The 20036-nt window shown below is 27.5% G+C and carries 18 protein-coding genes; 1 reads left to right on the top strand and 17 read right to left on the bottom strand.

What is annotated here, in order from left to right; genetic code table 11:
* Positions 1–109: 109 nt before the first annotated feature.
* From L1S47_RS16180 to L1S47_RS16140, 9 genes are all read right to left on the bottom strand, one after another.
* On the bottom strand, positions 110–706 hold the full coding sequence (locus L1S47_RS16180) for a signal peptidase I (protein ID WP_238884718.1): 597 nt from the start codon (positions 704–706) through the stop codon (positions 110–112).
* Positions 707–960: 254 nt separating this feature from the next.
* A complete protein-coding gene (locus L1S47_RS16175; RefSeq protein WP_202767928.1) occupies positions 961–1143 on the bottom strand; it encodes an alpha/beta-type small acid-soluble spore protein in 183 nt (60 codons plus the stop codon).
* Between the two features lie 143 nt (positions 1144–1286).
* Entirely contained in the window at positions 1287–2003 is a 717-nt protein-coding gene (locus tag L1S47_RS16170) for a gamma-glutamyl-gamma-aminobutyrate hydrolase family protein (RefSeq protein ID WP_238884716.1), read from the bottom strand.
* Between the two features lie 40 nt (positions 2004–2043).
* Positions 2044–2508, bottom strand: coding sequence for a pyridoxamine 5'-phosphate oxidase family protein (locus tag L1S47_RS16165; protein ID WP_238884709.1), 465 nt, complete (start codon positions 2506–2508; stop codon positions 2044–2046).
* A gap of 55 nt (positions 2509–2563) precedes the next feature.
* Positions 2564–3496 (bottom strand): LCP family protein, encoded by a 933-nt coding sequence (locus L1S47_RS16160; RefSeq protein WP_238884707.1) that lies wholly within the window; start codon positions 3494–3496, stop codon positions 2564–2566.
* 97 nt (positions 3497–3593) lie between these two features.
* Complete coding sequence (locus tag L1S47_RS16155) at positions 3594–3872, bottom strand: hypothetical protein (RefSeq protein WP_238884705.1); 279 nt, start codon at positions 3870–3872, stop codon at positions 3594–3596.
* 298 nt (positions 3873–4170) lie between these two features.
* The gene (locus L1S47_RS16150; RefSeq protein WP_238884702.1) at positions 4171–5829 is read right to left on the bottom strand and encodes a sulfate permease; all 1659 of its coding nucleotides are present in this window, start codon (positions 5827–5829) and stop codon (positions 4171–4173) included.
* Between the two features lie 144 nt (positions 5830–5973).
* Complete coding sequence (locus L1S47_RS16145) at positions 5974–7698, bottom strand: hypothetical protein (RefSeq protein WP_238884696.1); 1725 nt, start codon at positions 7696–7698, stop codon at positions 5974–5976.
* A gap of 110 nt (positions 7699–7808) precedes the next feature.
* Positions 7809–8615 carry a polysaccharide deacetylase family protein gene (locus L1S47_RS16140; RefSeq protein ID WP_238884693.1) on the bottom strand — a complete coding sequence of 269 codons (807 nt, stop codon included), beginning with the start codon at positions 8613–8615 and terminating at the stop codon, positions 7809–7811.
* A gap of 846 nt (positions 8616–9461) precedes the next feature.
* On the opposite strand from L1S47_RS16140, the gene L1S47_RS16135 reads away from it, so the two are divergent.
* Positions 9462–10004 (top strand): DapH/DapD/GlmU-related protein, encoded by a 543-nt coding sequence (locus L1S47_RS16135; RefSeq protein WP_238884692.1) that lies wholly within the window; start codon positions 9462–9464, stop codon positions 10002–10004.
* A gap of 680 nt (positions 10005–10684) precedes the next feature.
* Here the strand turns inward: L1S47_RS16135 and L1S47_RS16130 are convergent.
* From L1S47_RS16130 to L1S47_RS16095, 8 genes are all read right to left on the bottom strand, one after another.
* Positions 10685–11122: a hypothetical protein gene (locus L1S47_RS16130; RefSeq protein ID WP_238884691.1), complete on the bottom strand. Its 438-nt coding sequence runs from the start codon at positions 11120–11122 to the stop codon at positions 10685–10687.
* Between the two features lie 196 nt (positions 11123–11318).
* Positions 11319–12641: a hypothetical protein gene (locus L1S47_RS16125; protein WP_238884690.1), complete on the bottom strand. Its 1323-nt coding sequence runs from the start codon at positions 12639–12641 to the stop codon at positions 11319–11321.
* Between the two features lie 44 nt (positions 12642–12685).
* Positions 12686–13426, bottom strand: coding sequence for a WecB/TagA/CpsF family glycosyltransferase (locus tag L1S47_RS16120; protein WP_238884689.1), 741 nt, complete (start codon positions 13424–13426; stop codon positions 12686–12688).
* Positions 13401–15311: an alginate lyase family protein gene (locus L1S47_RS16115; RefSeq protein ID WP_238884688.1), complete on the bottom strand. Its 1911-nt coding sequence runs from the start codon at positions 15309–15311 to the stop codon at positions 13401–13403. The genes L1S47_RS16120 and L1S47_RS16115 overlap by 26 nt, the downstream gene beginning before the upstream one ends.
* Positions 15312–15332: 21 nt before the next feature.
* Positions 15333–15764, bottom strand: a complete 432-nt coding sequence (locus L1S47_RS16110) for a serine O-acetyltransferase (RefSeq protein WP_238884687.1) — start codon at positions 15762–15764, stop codon at positions 15333–15335.
* Positions 15757–17310 (bottom strand): murein biosynthesis integral membrane protein MurJ, encoded by a 1554-nt coding sequence (gene murJ, locus L1S47_RS16105; protein ID WP_238884686.1) that lies wholly within the window; start codon positions 17308–17310, stop codon positions 15757–15759. Before murJ ends, L1S47_RS16110 begins: the two co-directional genes overlap by 8 nt.
* 32 nt (positions 17311–17342) lie before the next feature.
* Complete coding sequence (locus L1S47_RS16100; protein ID WP_238884685.1) at positions 17343–18395, bottom strand: glycosyltransferase family 4 protein; 1053 nt, start codon at positions 18393–18395, stop codon at positions 17343–17345.
* A gap of 22 nt (positions 18396–18417) precedes the next feature.
* Positions 18418–19821, bottom strand: coding sequence for an O-antigen ligase family protein (locus tag L1S47_RS16095; RefSeq protein WP_238884684.1), 1404 nt, complete (start codon positions 19819–19821; stop codon positions 18418–18420).
* Positions 19822–20036: the final 215 nt, after the last annotated feature.

The raw sequence follows: 20036 nt of genomic DNA, 5'->3' as shown, positions 1-20036 counted from the left end.
TTCTATTATACATAAAAGTACCCCATAGAATAGGCTTTTTTAAATTGTCTATTCTATAGGGTACATTTTATTCTGAATCAAGATAAGGGCTTTTTTCTATATATTAAAACTAATTAATATCTATATCATTCGTTGTGTCATTTATGACTTCACTTTCTGACGCTTCTATATATTTATCACCATCAAGTTTCTTATTTTTCTCTTTAATAAATGCTGTAGTTTCCTTAATGATCACATAGAGAATTAATATCCAAATCACTCCAAGTGCAATCGGCCCTTTAAATATTGTAATTATAAGACCCATATAAGGTAATTTAAACTTATACTTACCTACTACATCCTTTGAATTAACCAGCTTTTCATCCTCAACATTATTTGCATCACCTTTTGTTTTATAAAAAACTTCTGAATTATTACTCTGTACATCCACTATTCTATGAGTAACTAAAGTATTACTCTTTTTAAAAGTAATGACGTCTCCTGATTTTAATTTATCTATAGGAGTTTCTATATCTATTATAAGATCATAAGCTTTAAATGTAGGAGTCATACTATCACTTAATACAGATAAAAATTTAACATTTCCTATTCCTGGCACAGTATCCTTTGATATCTTTGAACTTATAAAAGAACCAACAGAAATTATCGATAAAATAATCAATATACATAGCACTACATTTTCTACTATCTTTAAAAACTTTTTCATTTTTCCACTCCTTACATTTTCAAGATTTACACTTTATTATTTATGTCTCACATGAAAATATATGAATGGAAATCTAGGTTTATAACCTAAAAAGATCTTTCCAAGAAAGATTATTAACTCTCTCTTGAAAAGATCTCGGTAGCTTATAAACTTAAACTTTCTGGTGGAACTTCTCCCATAGTAATCCCTCCTAAAATTTCAAAGTCATGATTACCAGTAAATAATGTTCCGTAGAGGCTAACCCTTAGCTCTCTCTACTTCAAGTGGCTCTCGTATTCGGCTACCATTCTTTTTACCATTTCGCCTCCAACTGAACCACATTGTCTAGCTGTTAGGTCTCCATTATAATCACTAAATGGAACACCAAGTTCTCTAGCTATTTCTGTCTTAAATTTACTTAGACCATTTTTTGCATCGGGAACTAATTTTCTTGACATGGCGGTTTCCTCCTTTGGCTTATGGATTTTTGTAAGCTCCTAAGAAAAATTAATTTCTTTAAGCTTACACTATTATATTAACCATTATAAAACTACTTATTCTTTATTATTTTTTCCTAAAGTGGTAGTTACTTCATAATATTTTAAACTAAATCTATAAAATATTTAAACATTCTAGTCATGTCATCATTATTTCTCATTTTCTCTGGATGCCATTGAACTCCAAACACCTTATTATTTCCTTGCATTTCAATGGCTTCAATAACTCCATCCTTTGAAAACCCAGTTGCAATTAAATCTTTTCCCAGTCTATTTATGGATTGATGATGAAAACTATTAGTGCTTATAGATTTTCCAAATAACTTCACTAAGTTTCCACCATCTATAAAATCAACAGTATGAGTAGCAATATCATTATCTCCTACTTGAGAATGTTTTAGGTAATCCTTATATCCATAACTTATGTCCTGATGAAGTGATCCTCCAAAAAATACATTTATAGCTTGAATTCCCCTGCATATTCCTAAAATTCCTTTATTAAAATTTAATGCATTTTTAATAACTCTTAAATCAAATTCATCCCTAGCTGCACTAATGCTTCCTTGCAAAGGCTTTGGTTCTTCTCCGTAATATAAAGGATTTATATCACCACCGCCAGAAAGTACAACTCCATCAAGGGAAGAAATTATTTCTTCTATATAGTCTTCATCATTTATAACTGGTAATATTATTGGTATTGCTCCAACTTTTGAAATAGCATTGGCATAATCAGCATTAACTTGTATTTTCTCGTCACCCACAACGCGTCCATCACAAATAATCGTTAAATTAGGAACTATTCCTATTTTCTTTTTTCTCATGTTTTCACCTTCCACTATTCAAGATTACTATATTATTTTATTATCTTCTAGCCTTACCAGTGATATAGTGAATTTCAATTTTTACTATATTAGTAACTTCATGGGCTCTTTCTATATATTTCATTCCTTCTTCATTAAAATCACTTGAATATTTATTGATAAATGCCTTTAGAACTTCAATTTTTTCAGTTCCTGATATTTCTTTAGCTTCTCCAAAAGCAATTACACTTTCATACTTTGTGGTAAACTTTTCTGGAACTGCTTGAACACTTCCTACAACTGTAAATGAAGTCTTAGGATTCTTTCTTAAAGAATCTATTTTAAACCCAACATTTGCACAATGAAAATAAATAGCTTCATTCAGGTACACATAATTAACTGGAACTCCATAAGCATATCCATTTTCACCAGTAACAGAGAATATACCATAGTTTTCGTGATCTAAAATTTTAACTATATCATCTTTCAATATTTCTCTTTCTTTTTTTCTCATTTCTCTAAACATACTAACACCCCTTTTTTATTCTTTTAAAACTGAACTTTAATCTCTGAACTCTATTTTACTTTGTTTCATAAATAAAGTCATGTAAATATTTCTTATTAGCTTCTAAATCAACATCTTCAAGATACAATCCATTTAAAATTAATAGTTTATGTGTGCCATCTACAGGAATTCTGTACTGCTTAATTTCTTTATTATTAAATGAAACAATTGTACTAGCAATAGATATAATTGATCTATTATCTAAGCTCGTTTCAACATATGGTAGTAATGAAGAGGCGATAGAAGGTAACTTCAATGTACCTTTACTCTTAATTTTCTTAAAAATTTCATTCAATACTGTTCTTTGTCTTTCGGTTCTTTCAAAATCACTATCAAGTTTTCTTATTCTAGAATAAGAAACTGCTTGAATTCCATTTAAATTTTGAACTCCTGGATTTCTTAATTCATAATCACCCTGAATATTATATAATAACTTTAAATCATTAATGAATCCATTTGCATATGGTATTTCTTCTTTTTTTATATTAACTTCTACGCCCCCTAAGGAATCAACAATATGTATTAATCCATCCATATTAACCATAATATAGTCTTTAATATCAAGACCAAAGTTTAAATTTACAGTTTTTATGGCAAATTCTATCCCTGCATTTATGTAAGCATGATTTAGTTGTTGCTTGTCTCCATTCGGCTTATAAATATACATATCTCTTAATAGAGAAGTTACCTTAACTTCATTATTCTTTTTATCAATAGACAAGACCATTATACTATCAGTCATTTTGTTACTACCATCAACTCCAAGAAGTAAAATGTTTGTCACCTCACTGCCCTTTATTTCTGTTACGCCTAAGGATTCATTATCTTTAGAAATACTAGTTTTTTTAACCTTACTCAAAAATTGATTAGCAGTAAAAAATACTGTGCCAACTACAGCAACAATTAGTACTACTACAACAATTAATATTTTCTTTTTCTTGCTTTTCATTGTCCCACCCTATTTCTTCAATTTATAAATTCAATATATTATAACCTTTTTTGATGTTTATAGAAATATCCAAAGCAAAAAAGCAATAGATTTTTCTCTATTGCTTTTCCTCAAAAATATCCTTTAATTTAAAATACTCATCCGAACTAACTGGATAGTATATTTCCTTTTTAAAAAGCATTCCAACGCTTTCTTTATAAGCATAGAAAGTATCGTCAGTACCCCTTTTAAAGTTTTTTGATGTTCTGTTTTTTGCAATTATGTACTTTCTTCCATTATAATCTTCTGCCTTAAAGTAATCTCCGCAATCTTTTTTTATAATGCATCTCATAAGAATTATGTCATCTAGGTCTTCAATTTTATTAAACAAATCCATATTTCAACACGCACTCCAATTCTCTCATATATATGTATATATTAATTTTCGTAAAACTTAAAATAAATTTAATAGTTTATTATAAAAATTTTTTTTTTATTCATATAAACTCTATTTTATATCATTTTATAAATGTTTCTACTCATTATCATATACTATTTTCCAGAATACGTCAATTTATCATTTAGCTTTTTACAAATTTCATTGTATTTTTTAATTCTTCGACATAGATTAATTCATTTTGTGTTCATAACTACATTAAAATTACTTCTTAATTGATTAAGTTCTTATCCTTTAACTATGCACTCTGTTCTCTGCCATCGCCTAACCAGTTTGCTTGTTCAATGGCTTCAGTAATTGAACTGCAAAAATTCGCTTCTCCAATTATATCTACATACCCATACTTTCTAAGCATTTCCTTAGGTTGGTTTTGAGCATCTAATATAATTAATTTTGTATGATGCTTTTTACAAATATCATATAACATTTCAAAGGAATGGTATGCCGTAGAATCCATAAACGGAACCTTGCTCATTTTTATAATTAATATTTTTGATGGATTTCCCATCTCCCTTATTGCATTAACAAATTTGTTTGCTGCTCCAAAGAAAAATGGTCCAGTTATTTCAAAAATCGAAATATCCTCTGGAGTACTTACATTATCCACTAATTCAATTACATCCTCATCTTCTGAATCATCTAATAAATATTTAACCTCTGATATTTCTGCCATCTTTCTCATAAATAAGAATGATGAAAGCACAACACCTACTCCGATTGCTACCACTAAATCTAAAAACATGGTTAAGAAAAAGGTCACTAAGAATACAATCGCATCACTTTTAGGTGCTTTAAATATCTTTTTAAATGCCTCCCATTCTCCCATGTTATATGAAACCATAACTAACACTGCTGCTAGTGAAGCCATTGGAACAAGCTTAACATATGGCATAAATATCATCATTATAAATAGAACACCTAAGGAGTGTATTATTCCTGCCATTGGAGTTCTTCCACCATTTTTAATATTTGCTGCAGTTCTTGCAATTGCTCCTGTAACTGGTATTCCTCCAAAAATTCCTGAAAATATGTTAGCTAAACCTTGAGCTATTAATTCCATGTTGGAACGATGTTTACCGCCAATCATTCCATCAGCAACAACAGCTGATAATAATGATTCAACAGAACCAAGAATAGCAATTGTAAGTGCTGGCATCATAAGATCCTCAATAGTACTTAAACTAACCTTTGGGAATATTGGTTTTGGAAATGAAGAAGAAAGATTACCAAATTCACTCCCTATTGTAGTTACATTAAGCTTTAAAACCATATTAATTATTACTGCTACTATAATAGCTACAAACGTCCCTGGAATACGCTTATTTACTTTTGGCCAAAGAATAATAATTAATAGGGTTATAACTGAAATTATAAGACTATTCACATTCAAAGTTTTTATATTTGATATATAAGATATCCACTTACCTGCAAAGTCTGAAGGTACATTTTTTATAGTTAAACCAAAAAAGTCCTTTACTTGGGTGGATAATATTACAATAGCAATACCACTTGTAAATCCAGTGGTTATAGCTGAAGGTATATATTTCAATAAACTTCCAAACTTAAGTAATCCCATGATTATAAGAAAAATACCTGCCATAATTGTAGATATTATTAAACCCTGGATCCCATACTTTTCTATAATTCCATATACTATAACAACAAAAGCCCCAGTTGGCCCTGCTATTTGAACTCTGCTTCCTCCAAATAAAGCTACTATGAAGCCACCAATTATCGCTGTATAAAGTCCTTTTTCTGGCGATACTCCTGATGCAATCGCTAATGCAATAGACAAAGGTATCGCAATAATTGCTACTATGATTCCTGATATAAAATCTTTGAAGAACTGTTCCTTATTATACTTTTTAAAACACGTAATGGATTTTGGAACTAACACTAAAAACTCATCTCCTAATATTTAATAATTCAAAACGTTAATATTATACCATAGCTTATAATAATAACTTCCTTTTATTGAATTTTAAGAAAATTCTATTAGTTCCATGCAAAAAATGCAGGAACCCTTGGCTCCTGCATTATACTATTTATTTAGTTTAAAGGAAGTTACTGATAATATTGTTTGATTTTCCATATCAGCATATTTTAAAGTAACATTATCTCCATCCCTTGCCAAAACTACATCTGCACTTACATTCTTGTTAATCATAAATATTTTATCATTATTCTCTAATTTAATGTAAAAGATGGCCTTTCCTTCTTCTGTTGTTTGATTTATTCTCCATATTTTTCCTGTAGCTTCTTGCTCTTTAATGGTAGATGCATTATTATCAATTTTAGCATCTGAGGATTCACTTATCTTTCCTTCTACTATTGCCTTCTTAAAAGAATCTAGTAAATCTGCTTTGTTATCTGCTAAAATAGCATATTTACTCTCAGCTGCCACAAGACCAAGCTTTACGAAAGATCCATCTGTTTTATTTATTACTGGTATTATCCAAGTATCTACTCCATAGATATTGTATAATATTGGTTGTGATGTAGTCCAATTAGCTTTATCAGCACCTAAAAGTTTTTCTACTGCATTCATAGCACCTTGTCCATTTAACAGACCTGGAGTCTTATAATAAATCATCTCCCCTGTTCTTGAATCCATAAGCGTATATCCTGTCATAGTTGTAGAATTATCTGAGGTATTTGTATGATCTGTAAAGAAATACATCTCTCCATTACTTCCCACTATAGGAATTACTTGATTCGATTCAATCTCCATTCCTTTTAGATCCACGCCTGAACTCCAAGCAGTTGGAATATGAACCTCTTTTTGTCCTATTTTAGAATTAATAAAGCCTTTCTTATATAATCCGAAATACTGATTATATTGTTCTGCTACATTATAGGTGTATATCTGATCTATCCACTTAGGGGCCTCTTCCTTACTATAAGTTTTTGTCTCACCAGTCTTTAAGTCATATGTTATGACTCCATCAACTATATCTCCAGTTCTCCCAAACTTATAGTGACCATATGAACCCACATAATATGGATTTAAGTTATCATCAAGTTCAACATTTGTGTTTAGCAAGACAGAATCCTGCTTTGCACTTCTCATCTTTCTATAGATGTTATTATTGAATAATAGTGATTCACTATGATTAAAACTTACTTCTATAAGTTTTGGCTCTTCTAGTCTTTCTGCTGAAACATAAATAACACCTGGTAATTGTCTATTTAATAAAGCTTTTATTGTTCCATCAAATTCAACTGGAGCTACGTAATATGCTCCAGTAGGAGTCTTCGTTAAATTCAATTGACCTACTTTATAAAAACTTGGATTTGGCAGAGAGCCTATTAGGTTTTGCATTTGATAGTAAGCTGTTTCTGGTGGTACTATTATAATATTTTCAGTATTAGCCTTTGGAGATTTTGCAGTACTCTCCGTTGCTCCTACCATAGCATAAAGTCCCTTTGCATTTGCTATAGAGAAAGGTGCCGTATTATAAATACCAGCTACAACTACTAAAACTACTGAAGCTAAGACTATTTTTTTAGGAAACTTTCCCTGTAGGCTTCTATTTGTGTAACTTAATCCGGCTTCAATTAAAGCCATAATAATCTGAAATATGCCTACAAATCCTACTATCGAGATTATTAAACTTATACTTTTATCTCTGTTTGCCACATAAAAAATTACAAAAGAAAATATAAATCCAACTATGTATCTAAAAATATTATTTCCCTTTGTTGCCCTCTTAAAGTTAGGATTTAAAAATAGTAATGGAACCAAAAAATAAAACAACAAAAACATTTTATTTACTCCTTTATAAGTTATTATATACCATATAAGAAGTATATCTACTTATTTATCTGTTGTCAATATTTTTTCCTTTGATGTATAAAATTTTCATATAAATAACCCTATAATTGAGTAATTACGTCACTTACTTTCGATATTTTAATATTTTTACTTGAAATATAATCTATTAAATTAGTGATTGTATCTTTATTAAAGTCATCCGAAGAGGAGTGTGTTGAAAGAATTAACCATCCACCATCTTTAGAAACCTTATCCACTTCTTTTTTTAAACTGTCCAAATCTGTAGTATTAACATCTAATGTTGATACATTCATTTTATTTTTTATTGGAATGGAATTAATGCTATCATTTATATTTATTGCGTAATCATAGTATTGCTTAGCTATATTTTGTATATCTGTATCCGTATTTTTTATTCCATAGGGATAAACAACAACTTTATTTCCTGTTACAAATCCATTGTTAGCAAGCCAACTTTGACTATCTTGAAATTCTGATTGTATTTCATCGGTATTTAAAGTATCTAAATGCTTATAGCTTTTAGTTTCTGATAAAATATCATATCCTTTAGAATATAATCCTTTTAATTCGTCAACACTCATATAATTATGAGTGTTAACACTACTTGATATGACAGCTATAGAGATACTTATTTTCTTTTGATCCAGTATAGATTGCCATTTAGACGAGAAATTTTTAGTAGCATCATCTTCAATAAAAGTTACAGCTACTGATTGTTGTTGTATATTTGTTTTTGAAATAGCTGACATACTTTTATTTATGTTATTATTAAAATTTTTACTACCAATAACAATAACAATAACCACAGCAATAAACATTATTATATTAGCTATAATAAGCACTATTCTCATATTAATTTTATTCTTCTTTCCTTTTTCCCCTTCCATTTTCCACCTCGTTTGGTATTATTTTACAATATGTATATGATACCATATCTTTAATTATGAACACAAGTTAAGAATGTGGCGGTTTATATAAAAAAATAAAAACCATCAAATCTAATATTGATAGTTTCTATTTACTATTATTTACAATGAAATACTAAGCCAACTAAAGATATAGGGTGTTTAATTCCTAATATAGATACTGTAATGCTTCCTTTAAATAACAATAAATTTATAGCATATTGAAAATTTAATTTACTGTTTCGTGTAAAATTCTATTAAGCCTCAGCATTTTAACTGAAATTTTGTAAAAAAGTTAGGTATAATTCCATACCTAACTTTTTTAACTTTGCAATATTAATTTTCTTCGCTTATTAAAGTTAGAAAATTCTCCCCCTCTTCTCAATTATTTATTTCTTATGGTAATAAACTACAATTAATTAATAAATTCTTTTATTTAGGCTTATTGTGCAGAGTGACATATTTAATAGTAATCATCAAACTTAATTTTAGTTTTAATTTATTTTTATAAAGTTGGATATCACAATTATTTTTAATAGCTTTAAATAGGTTTTATTCACGCGTATATTCATATTAATATAGACCTAATAAGTCTGTAATTGTTAAATTAATACTCATGATATTTCTTTTATTTATGTGAATGAGCCAATTTCATAAGTAAACTTGATGAATTTATATGAACAGATGTAAATACTTTACTGAGTTTTATGTATATCTAACATACTTTAGCTACAGGTACAAACTATATAAGAACTACAGTTTGGAAAAGGATTGCAATAGCATTATAATTTATAATATACTTATATTTAAGAAATGGAGGTATTTGAAGTGTTGAGATTTATGATCAATTTTCACGGAGGTATATGGAACATTAAAAGAAAGTGTAACATTTCTACTGGACTTATTAAGAAGTATTTTATATCAATCTACACATTGTTTCTTGATAAAAAAGGAAGTTATATAGGTTATAATAGTAATTTTAAAGATATTCCATGTTTCCCTCATGGAATTAGAGGAATATTTATATCTGGTGAAGCTACTATCGGTACAAACTGTGTTATTTTTCAGCAAGTTACAATAGGTTCTAATACATTACAAGATTCAAGTAGAAAAGGTTCTCCTACTATAGGTGATAATTGTTATATAGGGGCTGGAGCTAAAATAATTGGCAATATTACTATTGGGAATAATGTGAGAATAGGAGCTAACTGTGTAGTGACTAATAATGTCCCCAATAATAGTGTTGTAGTATTAGACAAGCCAAGGATAATTATTAAAGAAAATATGAATAATAAATTTTATAGAAAAAATAATAATGAACTTGAATATTTTGAAAATGGAAAATGGATAAAGCAAAATAGTTCACACTAGCAATATATTACAAACTAAAGAGGGAAGAATTTGCCCTGCTATTTGCTTACAGATTGAATATTATTTAAGTCATCTAAGAGTATTAATAACATCCTTAGTTGACTTTTTATTTTGTTTAATTACAGCTTCAACATCTGTGAATTTTTATCTTCAAAATTCTAAAAAAAGTATTTACTAATATGAATCAATCTTTAAGGTTCACTTGGCTCTCTCCCTTTTTTGTTTATGTGTTATAAACACGTTAAAGATAATTGTTTCATAAGTACTATCTGGACTTTTAAATCTAACAACTCTAAATGATATTCTATATAAATTACAATCACTTAATTACAAATAAACAAACTTAGAACTTTTAGGAATAAACTTATATATTTTAAGATTAACCTCTATTCAATTTGTTTAACTTCTAGTACGTATTAAATCAATTTTTGTGGCACACTTCCCCGAATTGTATCATAAGGATTGATATCATACCCTTACTATCTCTTACACTATTACATAAGTATATTAATTTAGTTGTACCACTTTAAACCCATTGAAACTATAGATAATAAAAAAGAATAGGGTATATTTTTATACCCTACCAGTTGTGTCAATCTCAATATTATTTTTAATATATTATTTATTTATGTAAAGCTTCTTTTGGCTACTATAAATAGCTATAACATATAAAAACTATATTAGCTAACTTTTTTGCGCATTCCAAGCTTTCTTGCTGGATTTCCTCCCCAAACTTCATTCTCTTTTGTAGAACTAAGAAGAACTGCATTTGCAGCTACTATTGAATTTTTACCAATTACTAATGTACCTTCTTTACAGAGTACTTTTGCACCAGCGCAAATAATAGCACCTTCTTCAACTACTATTTCTTTCATCTTGCTTTCAGAATAGTCTAAATACACATCTGCTCTTCCTAATGTTACATTTTGATATATTTTCACATTATCTTTAATTGTTGTATATGGATGTATAACTGTGCCAACTGAATTATGTGGAAATAAAATATTTTTACCTAGGGTAACACTCTTAGGTATATGTACTCCAATTATTATTAATAACAATCTAAAGACACTTCCTATAATGGGTATTTTTTGAAATCTAGCTATTTTACAAATCATTTTACCACCTCTAAGCTAAAATTTTATAATTCTAAAAAATATGTAGTTAAAAATATATAACATTAAAAGTTGTATACTGTCAAGCTCTAGAGTTGATAATATACAACTTTTGATTTAAAAAAGAAAACATATATATATATCCTAAATAATAGTATCAATATTCTAAATACATACTCAATATATGATTTCCACGATATTAAACAATATGTTGCAAAATTTTCTTATGTTTTCCTCGTTTAGTAAGTTCTATACTATCTACAATTTTTATAGTAAATTTAATTATTCCTTTCAGTTTTAAATCTAATGCACTTTTAATTTGTTTTATATCATTTTCATTTAATTTATTATCTTCAACTATCTTTAAAATGACTTCCCCTTTATTGTATTGCTCAAATTGATAGGCTTTTATCTTTTCAAAAACATTGCTATGAAAATTTATTGAAGCCATTGATATTTTTTCATCATTTTTCCCTATTAGCATTTCCTTATCCCAATGTCCAACAATATCAATTTTCCCATTCTTTATTATAGCAACATCGTCTAATTTATATCTGATTAGTGGCATTTTTCTATTTATCAATCCAGTGCAAACTATACTATAATGATCTTTATCTTTTTCGGGGATAAACTCCACTATACCATATAAATTATTGAATCTATATCCATCATCATATTGCTCCGCAAAAGTTGCTCTTTCAGAATGTCCATAAAAAATTAAACTCTTACAACCTAACGTATCTTCAATATACTTCTTTTCTATTTCATCAATATTTTCTGAAACAAAAAATATTCCTTTTATTCTAGCCTTGAGCTTTACATTTTCTATATTAATTAATCTGCATAAATTATAAATTGCTGAAGGATAACCATGAATGTATTCTGGATTAAATTTATTTATTATTTTAATATATTTAGGTAAAGTTTCTCTATTTAGTTTAAAGGGTGACAAAATCAACTGATTATCTATAGGATTTACTTTGTAAATCTTATTACCAAACTCTACTCCTCTTAATGTTATAATTTGGGATTTTTTATAATCATACCCTAATTTTGACCAATAATTATATACAAATGCCTTTTCTTCATATATTGACTTTGTATCAAGTAAAACTTTTAAAGGTTTTCCAGTGCTCCCTCCAGTTGAAGCTAAATAGCAATTAATGTCTTCAACAGACTTTAACTCATTAAAATTGTCTATTATTTTTTCTTTTGATAAAATGGGTAAACATTTCATCTGGCTTACAGAATTTAATTCGTACGGATTGAATTTACACTTATCAAATAACCCCTTATAATATGGTACTTTCTCATATGAATATATGAGTATTTCTTTCAACTGCTTTTTTCCTAATTCTTCCTTTTCTGCTTCATTTAAATGATAATATTCATTTAATTCTTCAATTTTTCTCATAAAATATTTATTTAAAATTACTCTTCTTCTAATATATTTTGCAAATATACGTTTAATTATATCTGGCATATTAGTATTTAATTTTTTTAATATGCTACCTTTTATCATAAACTTCCTCCTTTAAATACTAAAATCCATTAAATGTTTTTAACTTATTTATGATTAAGCAACTCTTTCATAACTATTGACACAAATTTGCTGTTTCCAACTAAATATCTTTTCCACATTCTACCTGGCTCCTGTACAAATCTATAGAACCATTCTAGTCCAACTTTTTGCATCCAAATAGGTGCTCTTTTAGTAACACCTGATACTACATCAAAACTGCCACCCACTCCCATACAAAATGGAATTTCGATTTTATTAATATTTTCTGATAGCCAGTATTCCTTATTAGGAGAACTAAATGCAACCAGAAGAATATCAGCTTTAGAACTCTTCATATCGTTAATAATTTCTGGCATATCCTTTTCTGTAAAGTATCCATTTCTATAACCTGCAATTTTTAATAGTGGGTACTTATTCTTATAAATTTTAACAACATCTTGAACGATTTCTTGTTTTGCCCCAAAAAAATAAATACCGTATCCCTTCATTTCTGAAAGTTTTATAAGTTCTTCCATTAAGTCAATTCCAGTAACTCTCTCTGGCAACTTTTTTTTTAATAATTTAGATGCCCATACAATTGATTGACCATCTGCATTTATTATCTTACAACTCTTAATAATCTCTTTTAATTTTGAGTTTGATTGCATTAACACAACCTTTCCCGCATTCAAAACCACATGCTGAGAAGGTATCCTCAATTCAATTAGTTTTTCAATTTCATTTATTGTTTCACCCATTGTTAATGCTGCCACATCACAATCAAACAGTTTTACTGTTTTCAACACTATCCTCCCCTTTCATATAGTCTTTGATATATTCAATACTTGGTGATATTACTGTACTTAAACTAGAGTTTGCACTAAAATTATGTTTAACACTTATTATCATTGAATTGCATAACCTTAGGAAACCATCTGAGACTTTAATGTTATTAATTTCTATCAAATCACTACTATAAAAAAATATTTTCTCCTTGCCACTAGTAATCTCATATATATCATTCTCTATGCAAGAAATACTGCTTTCTGGTGATAATACAAAGTTAACTTCTGCAATTTCATCAAAAAAATCTTCAATTACAATTGTCTCATTATATTTTATAAACCTAAAATTTCTTCTATGAATGTTAGGATGATACCCACTATGTTCTGCGATAAAACTACAAATTTCTTTATTGTTTTTATAATTTAATAGTTCCGTTTGAGCTTTTTTTCCCCATAAAAATGGACCTTTAATCTCTGATTGATTATTTCCTTGATAATACAATGTATTATGAACACTTGTACCTCTAAAGTAATCTCTCATTCTTGGTTTTATATTATATATATAAGTTCCTGCATCAATAAATATAGGTTTATTTCTATAATAATAAATAAATGATAATGAGTCTGCATGACCATGTGCTGCAAGTGATCCAAAACCTAACTCCCCAAAATCAAATAATACTGAAGTTTCCTCAGTTTTTATTATTCCATATCCTCCTTCATTGTATATCTTATACTCATCATAGCTATATTCAAACTTTGGTATATTCGATATACCAGATATCATGAGCACTTCAGGCAATATACTATTAAATAGTATAAACTTTTTATCATAATATATTGATCCCAATTCTAGAACATATTCATAATAATTTGATTTTTTTAGGGAAAAGCTTATTAATTTTGCATCATCACTATCCCCAAACTCAAAATTTTTTTTATTAACTTGCAGACTCCCCATAAATATCAAAGATTTTTCAATAATATCTTCATTTAAAGATTTTCTCCCTATTTTTCTAAGGAAAAAATTATACTGTAAAAGTGCATCTATCACAAAAGCTTGATAATGTAAAGCTTGTTCTTTATTTACTCCATCTTTGTGAAATTGTAGTGGAATCTGTGCTTCAAGTATTCTATATCCATTTTCAAACCATTGTTGTTTATATACATCTTTTGTAACATAACCTATGATAGAGCAAATATAAGCTTCTATTATCAAATGATTATTTGCTGATGAATAGCTTGAGAGATTATTACTAACATAATCTATTGAAAAAATAATAGATTTAATTAACTTCTCTCGAAATTCTTCTTTATTTTGATCTTTTAGCAAAAAAAATACTATAAGCCATTGATACGATCTAATTGCAATCTCCATAGGTGAAGACCAATTTATTCCTTTCAAGAACGGGTTATTATTTATCCAATCATCAAAATGTTTAGCTAATAACTCAAAATAGTACTCATTTTCAGTCGTCTTATATTTCAATGCAAGATTTGGCATAAACTGATGCCTATTTACTTCCCATGTATATCTTATATCTCCAACAATTTCATTATTTTTAAATTCTATATCGTTTGAATATTCATTTTTGTCCCAATCTGAATACATTCCCATATGCCAATTGATACTTTTATCTAAATTTATGAATTCATTAAAAACTTCATAATTATTCTCATTCCGTGATTTAAACTCTACATAATTGGGATACTTAAATACTTGCTCTAAGTTATAATCAATTTTATCAATATCTATTTTTTTATTAATCATAAATTCACTTATAAAATAATTATTTCTATATCTTATCTTGTTTTTTTTATTTTTAAAAACATTATATATTCTGTATAATATTTCCTCTGTAGACATCGCTTTAATCCTATTATATATCCATTCAACTTTTTGCATTAGAACCAACCACCACACCAATTATATTTTTTCATTAAACTTTATTATCTTTGCTGGAACACCTGCAACAACAGCATTTTCAGGAACATCCTTTATAACTACTGAATTTGCTCCAATTATTGCGTTATTGCCTATAGTTATATTCCCAAGAATTTTAGCACCTGCACCTATATAAACATTGTTTCCTATAATAGGTACTTCTTTTATTCCTGATCTCCCGCCAATTGTTACTTGCTGAGATATAACACAATAATCTCCAATAACTGCTTTCTTATGAATTACTACTCCTATACCACCATAGCCAAACTTTGTCCCAATTCCGATTTTCGCCTCAAATGGTATGCTTGAATTATAAAGTAAAAATATTACTAGTTTTATAAACTTAGGTATAAAAGGTATCCTTAATTCAAATAATTTTCTTTCAATCCTATAGAAGTTTATAGCATTAATCATCTTTTCCACTCCGCTCAACTTTTCTTCTCTTAAATTTTGAAGTAAAAATTTTTATTTCTTTCAATTTTAAAATACATAGTATCAGGAAATACACTATTATTGAAGCCATACTATATACTACCATCTTTAATATTATAAAAATTCTATTATTATCATTAAATATTCCTAGCCAATTAAATACAGTAATAATAAAAAACATTCCTAATATTGCAATAATTATTTTTATTAATGATTTTTTGATGTATCTGTAATTTATCACTATATTAATAGCCTTCAATCTAGCTATTAATAATATTACTGATGCAATAGATGATATAGTGCTTGCCATTGCAAGACCAACTTCTTTAAACTTTGTAATAAGTATTAAACTTAATATTAAATTTACTAGCACAGTAATTATTCCATTATACATTGATGTCTTTGTGTCTTTTAAAGAGTAATATGTTCTATTTAGTACATCTTTTATTGCCCAAAATACTAACCCTATTGAATAATATTTTAATATCTCCGACGTTTTTAGTACTTTTTCGGCTGAAAACTTACCATATCCAAAAAGAAACATAACTATATCTTTGGACAAGAAAAACATAAGAATTGATACAGGTAACATTAATAATGCAGAAACTATAATTCCTTTCGAGACTAATCTATTAAGACTTTTATAATCATCAATTGCAGCGTATTCAGCCAAAACAGGATAAATCACAATTACAAGCAAATATCCAATAGTACTGTAACTAGCTGTATTTAATTTATTGGCTAAATTTAATGTAGTTATGCTTCCTTCTCCCATTCTTGATGCTAAACTAGAAGAAATGATTAATATTATTTGATACGACATTACTCCAATTATCATTGGAATAATCATTTTAATTGCTTTTCTCATATATTTTTTACTAAGTGTAGTTTTTTTTCTATATCTAACGCCTCTTTTACGTGCTTTTGTAAACATCATCAGCATTTGAAATACACTTCCCAGGGCCGTAACACATATTGCTCCAACCAATCCAATATTCTTATATGCAATCATCATTGATACTATTATCATGACATGCATTGGTATTTGAATTGAAGAGGTTATTACTACATCTTTATATGAATTTAATATTCCTGAATAAACATATGCTAATCCTAAAAACAACAAAGAAGACAACATAATTCTTACTATAAGATATATATTTTCATAGTTATTCTTTAATATTCCTGGCGCCATTAACCCAATAAGTTTATCTGGAAATATCATTCCTAATATAATAACAAATATACTTACTGCTAAAACATATTTTAAAAATAATGAAGCAAAAGAATTTGCTTCATTATTAGAAAACTTTAGTCTTATATCTGTATATAAAGGCATAAATGTTGTTGATATTACTGAACCTATTGCAGAAAATAAAACAATTGGCATATTTGAAGCAAAAACAAATACATCTGCTTGCCACGTTGCTCCTAATCTATAGACTATTACACTTTCTTTAACAAACCCTAAAGCTACACTCAAAATTGTTACTAAAAATAATACTATTATTTTATTTTTTCCGTTCATATTCTCACCATTCGTTTTTGCAATTCAAAAATTTATTTTAAAATAGAATCATAAATATCCATTAAAGTTTCTATATGTTTTTTTAATGAAAATTTCTCGATTATAGTCTTGTGTGCCATTTTACTTATTAGAGTATATTTGCCCTTATCGAACATCAATTCTTTAATTTTCAAAGTTAAAGTTTTAATATCACCAGGATTTATTAGAATACCATTAATATCATTTTTTATTACCGATGGTATCCCCCCTACATATGTAGAAATAACAGGTATGCCATAACTCATAGCCTCCAAAATTGACATTGGCATTCCTTCATTATAAGACGGTAATATATAGATACTAGTTTTTCTTAATAGTACATCTTTTTCTTCACTATTAATCCATCCAAGTATTTTTATATTATTTTGCAAATAATTATCTCTAATAATCTTATTAACTAAATCTATTTCTCCATCTCCAGCAAGATTTAGAGTAACACTGTTATTTTCACTTATTACCTCTTTTATAGCTTCAATTAAATCATACACACCTTTTCTCTTATCTAAGCGCCCAAGAAAAGTTATATAAAATTTCTCACTAGTATTTGGTTCATTTATTTCATTGACATTAACTGCATTATATAACACATCTATCCTTGATTTGGTTAGTGTTTTGATAAATACTCTCCATTGTTCACTTAATACAATTACGCTATCTGCTTTGTCAAAAACTTTCCTTATCGATGCCTTTTTTCTATCATTACATTCATCATTGTAAAAAACATCAAATTGTGCACCGTGCAGATGAATAATAATCTTTTTGTTAAATATTTTGCTTAATTGAACTATTTTGCTTTTTCTATAAAAACTTCCTCTTGATGCCATATGAATATGGACCAACTCTATATCGCCAGTAAAAAGTATAATAAATATTTTTAAATATGAATATATCCAATAAATCAATTTAAATATCTTATTACTATCTATAGAAGTAGCAATATATCTTATTCTAATATTATTAATTAAGTCAGATTGAAAGTAATTATTTACTACTGTTGCAATACCGCCTTTTCCTGCCCTTGATGGCCCTATCATTAATATACTCATAATCCCCCCTAAAATAATAAAATTATAAATTTTTATCCAACTTTTCAGCTATATTAGTATATTGGATATAATTTGTAAGTATTGAAATTAAGATTAAAAAACTCCATCTACTTTCAGTAGAATAATTTGTATTAGATAATGGTAAGATTACAAAAATATATGTGATAAGTTGTGAGTACATAAGCTTTTTAATCTTATCATTTGATATTAATTTTATATTTTTGATTATATTAATAAGCCATAAAATCATAATTATCAAACCAATAATACCATTAGATATAAACATATCTAAATAGTCATTATGTGTTGCATCTTCTGTTCCAAAAATCGAGTAATTTGCCACAAAATATCTTGCAGAATCTATACCAAAACCATTTAAAATACTAAAAATATTTGCATTATTCATTATCCCTTTAAAAACAGCAATCCATATTCCGAACCTTCCTGCTCCAAAATCTTCTGTATTCTGACCCTGAAAATCAACAAATCTCTTGGAAATAATATTTATTATTTCTACAGGTAACGATATATATATAACTACAATGATTATTAAAAAAATTAAGCTTTTAATTAAATTATTTTTTTTTCTTCTTAAATAAATAAAGTAATATATGATTGTTGAAACTATCAATGCTAATATAGCAGTTCTAGTTAAAGTACTTAAAATCGCTATGGCAACTATAACTAATAAAAGACTATTATTTTTTTTGCTTTTTATATTATTTTTCAATAATATTATGATATAAAAAGTATATAATAAAATCCCCTGCGCAACTGCACCTCCTGCAGTACCCGTCGGCCTATATACTCCACCATAATACAAAGTAGCGACCTGTATATTTCCTAACGTCCCTTTTGAAAAAAGTGTACCAGCAATAAATCCTATTATAGTAATAATTGATGAAATAAATGCAGTAACTGAAATACCATTTATTATAAAGCCCTGTTCATTACTATTTTTTACCCCTTTAGAAAATAGTAAAAGGTATAATAATCCAATAAATAATCTTAAATACAATACAAATGCACTCATTTTTACAGGAGCAGTTAAAACGCCTATTGCAGAAAATACTACCATTATAGAATATATCTGAATATTTTTATTGACTACGGCTCTACGAAATAAGTATTTTCCCCTTATTATTATTGAAATGACCAAAGGTAAAAAAATTGCAAATATAATTAATTGTGATGCTGGAATTCCGAATATATCTATTGACATAAGAATTCCTTTAAAAACAAACCAAGTTGACAAAATGACTGTATTTACTTGAATAGGAAATATTACTGCCAAAATTAGTATAGCAAAATATAATAATCCTGAAATTACAATCCAAGGATTGTAAAAACTTAAAATAATGGATATACTAATTGCAAGTATAAACATTAATAATATTAGTGTTTTATTTGATAACTTTTCTTTCAATGTTACTCCTCTAAACTTATGTATAAATTATGTTACACATTACTTTATTTTTATAATATTTTATTTGAGAAATTTTCGTAATCATTAAATTTATCTCTATATAATAAGAATAAATATAACTTAATATATTTATTCTTATTATATATTATTTTTCACATTTAATATATTTATAATAACAATTAAACTTCAGTTATTTTTAGTAAATAACTTTTTAG

Origin of the sequence: Clostridium sp. YIM B02551 (genome assembly GCF_022324735.1) — a bacterium.
Taxonomy (GTDB): Bacteria; Bacillota; Clostridia; order Clostridiales; family Clostridiaceae; genus Clostridium_T; species Clostridium_T paridis.
Note: the sequence above shows the minus strand (reverse complement) of the source record. Positions and strands in the feature narration are given on the sequence as shown.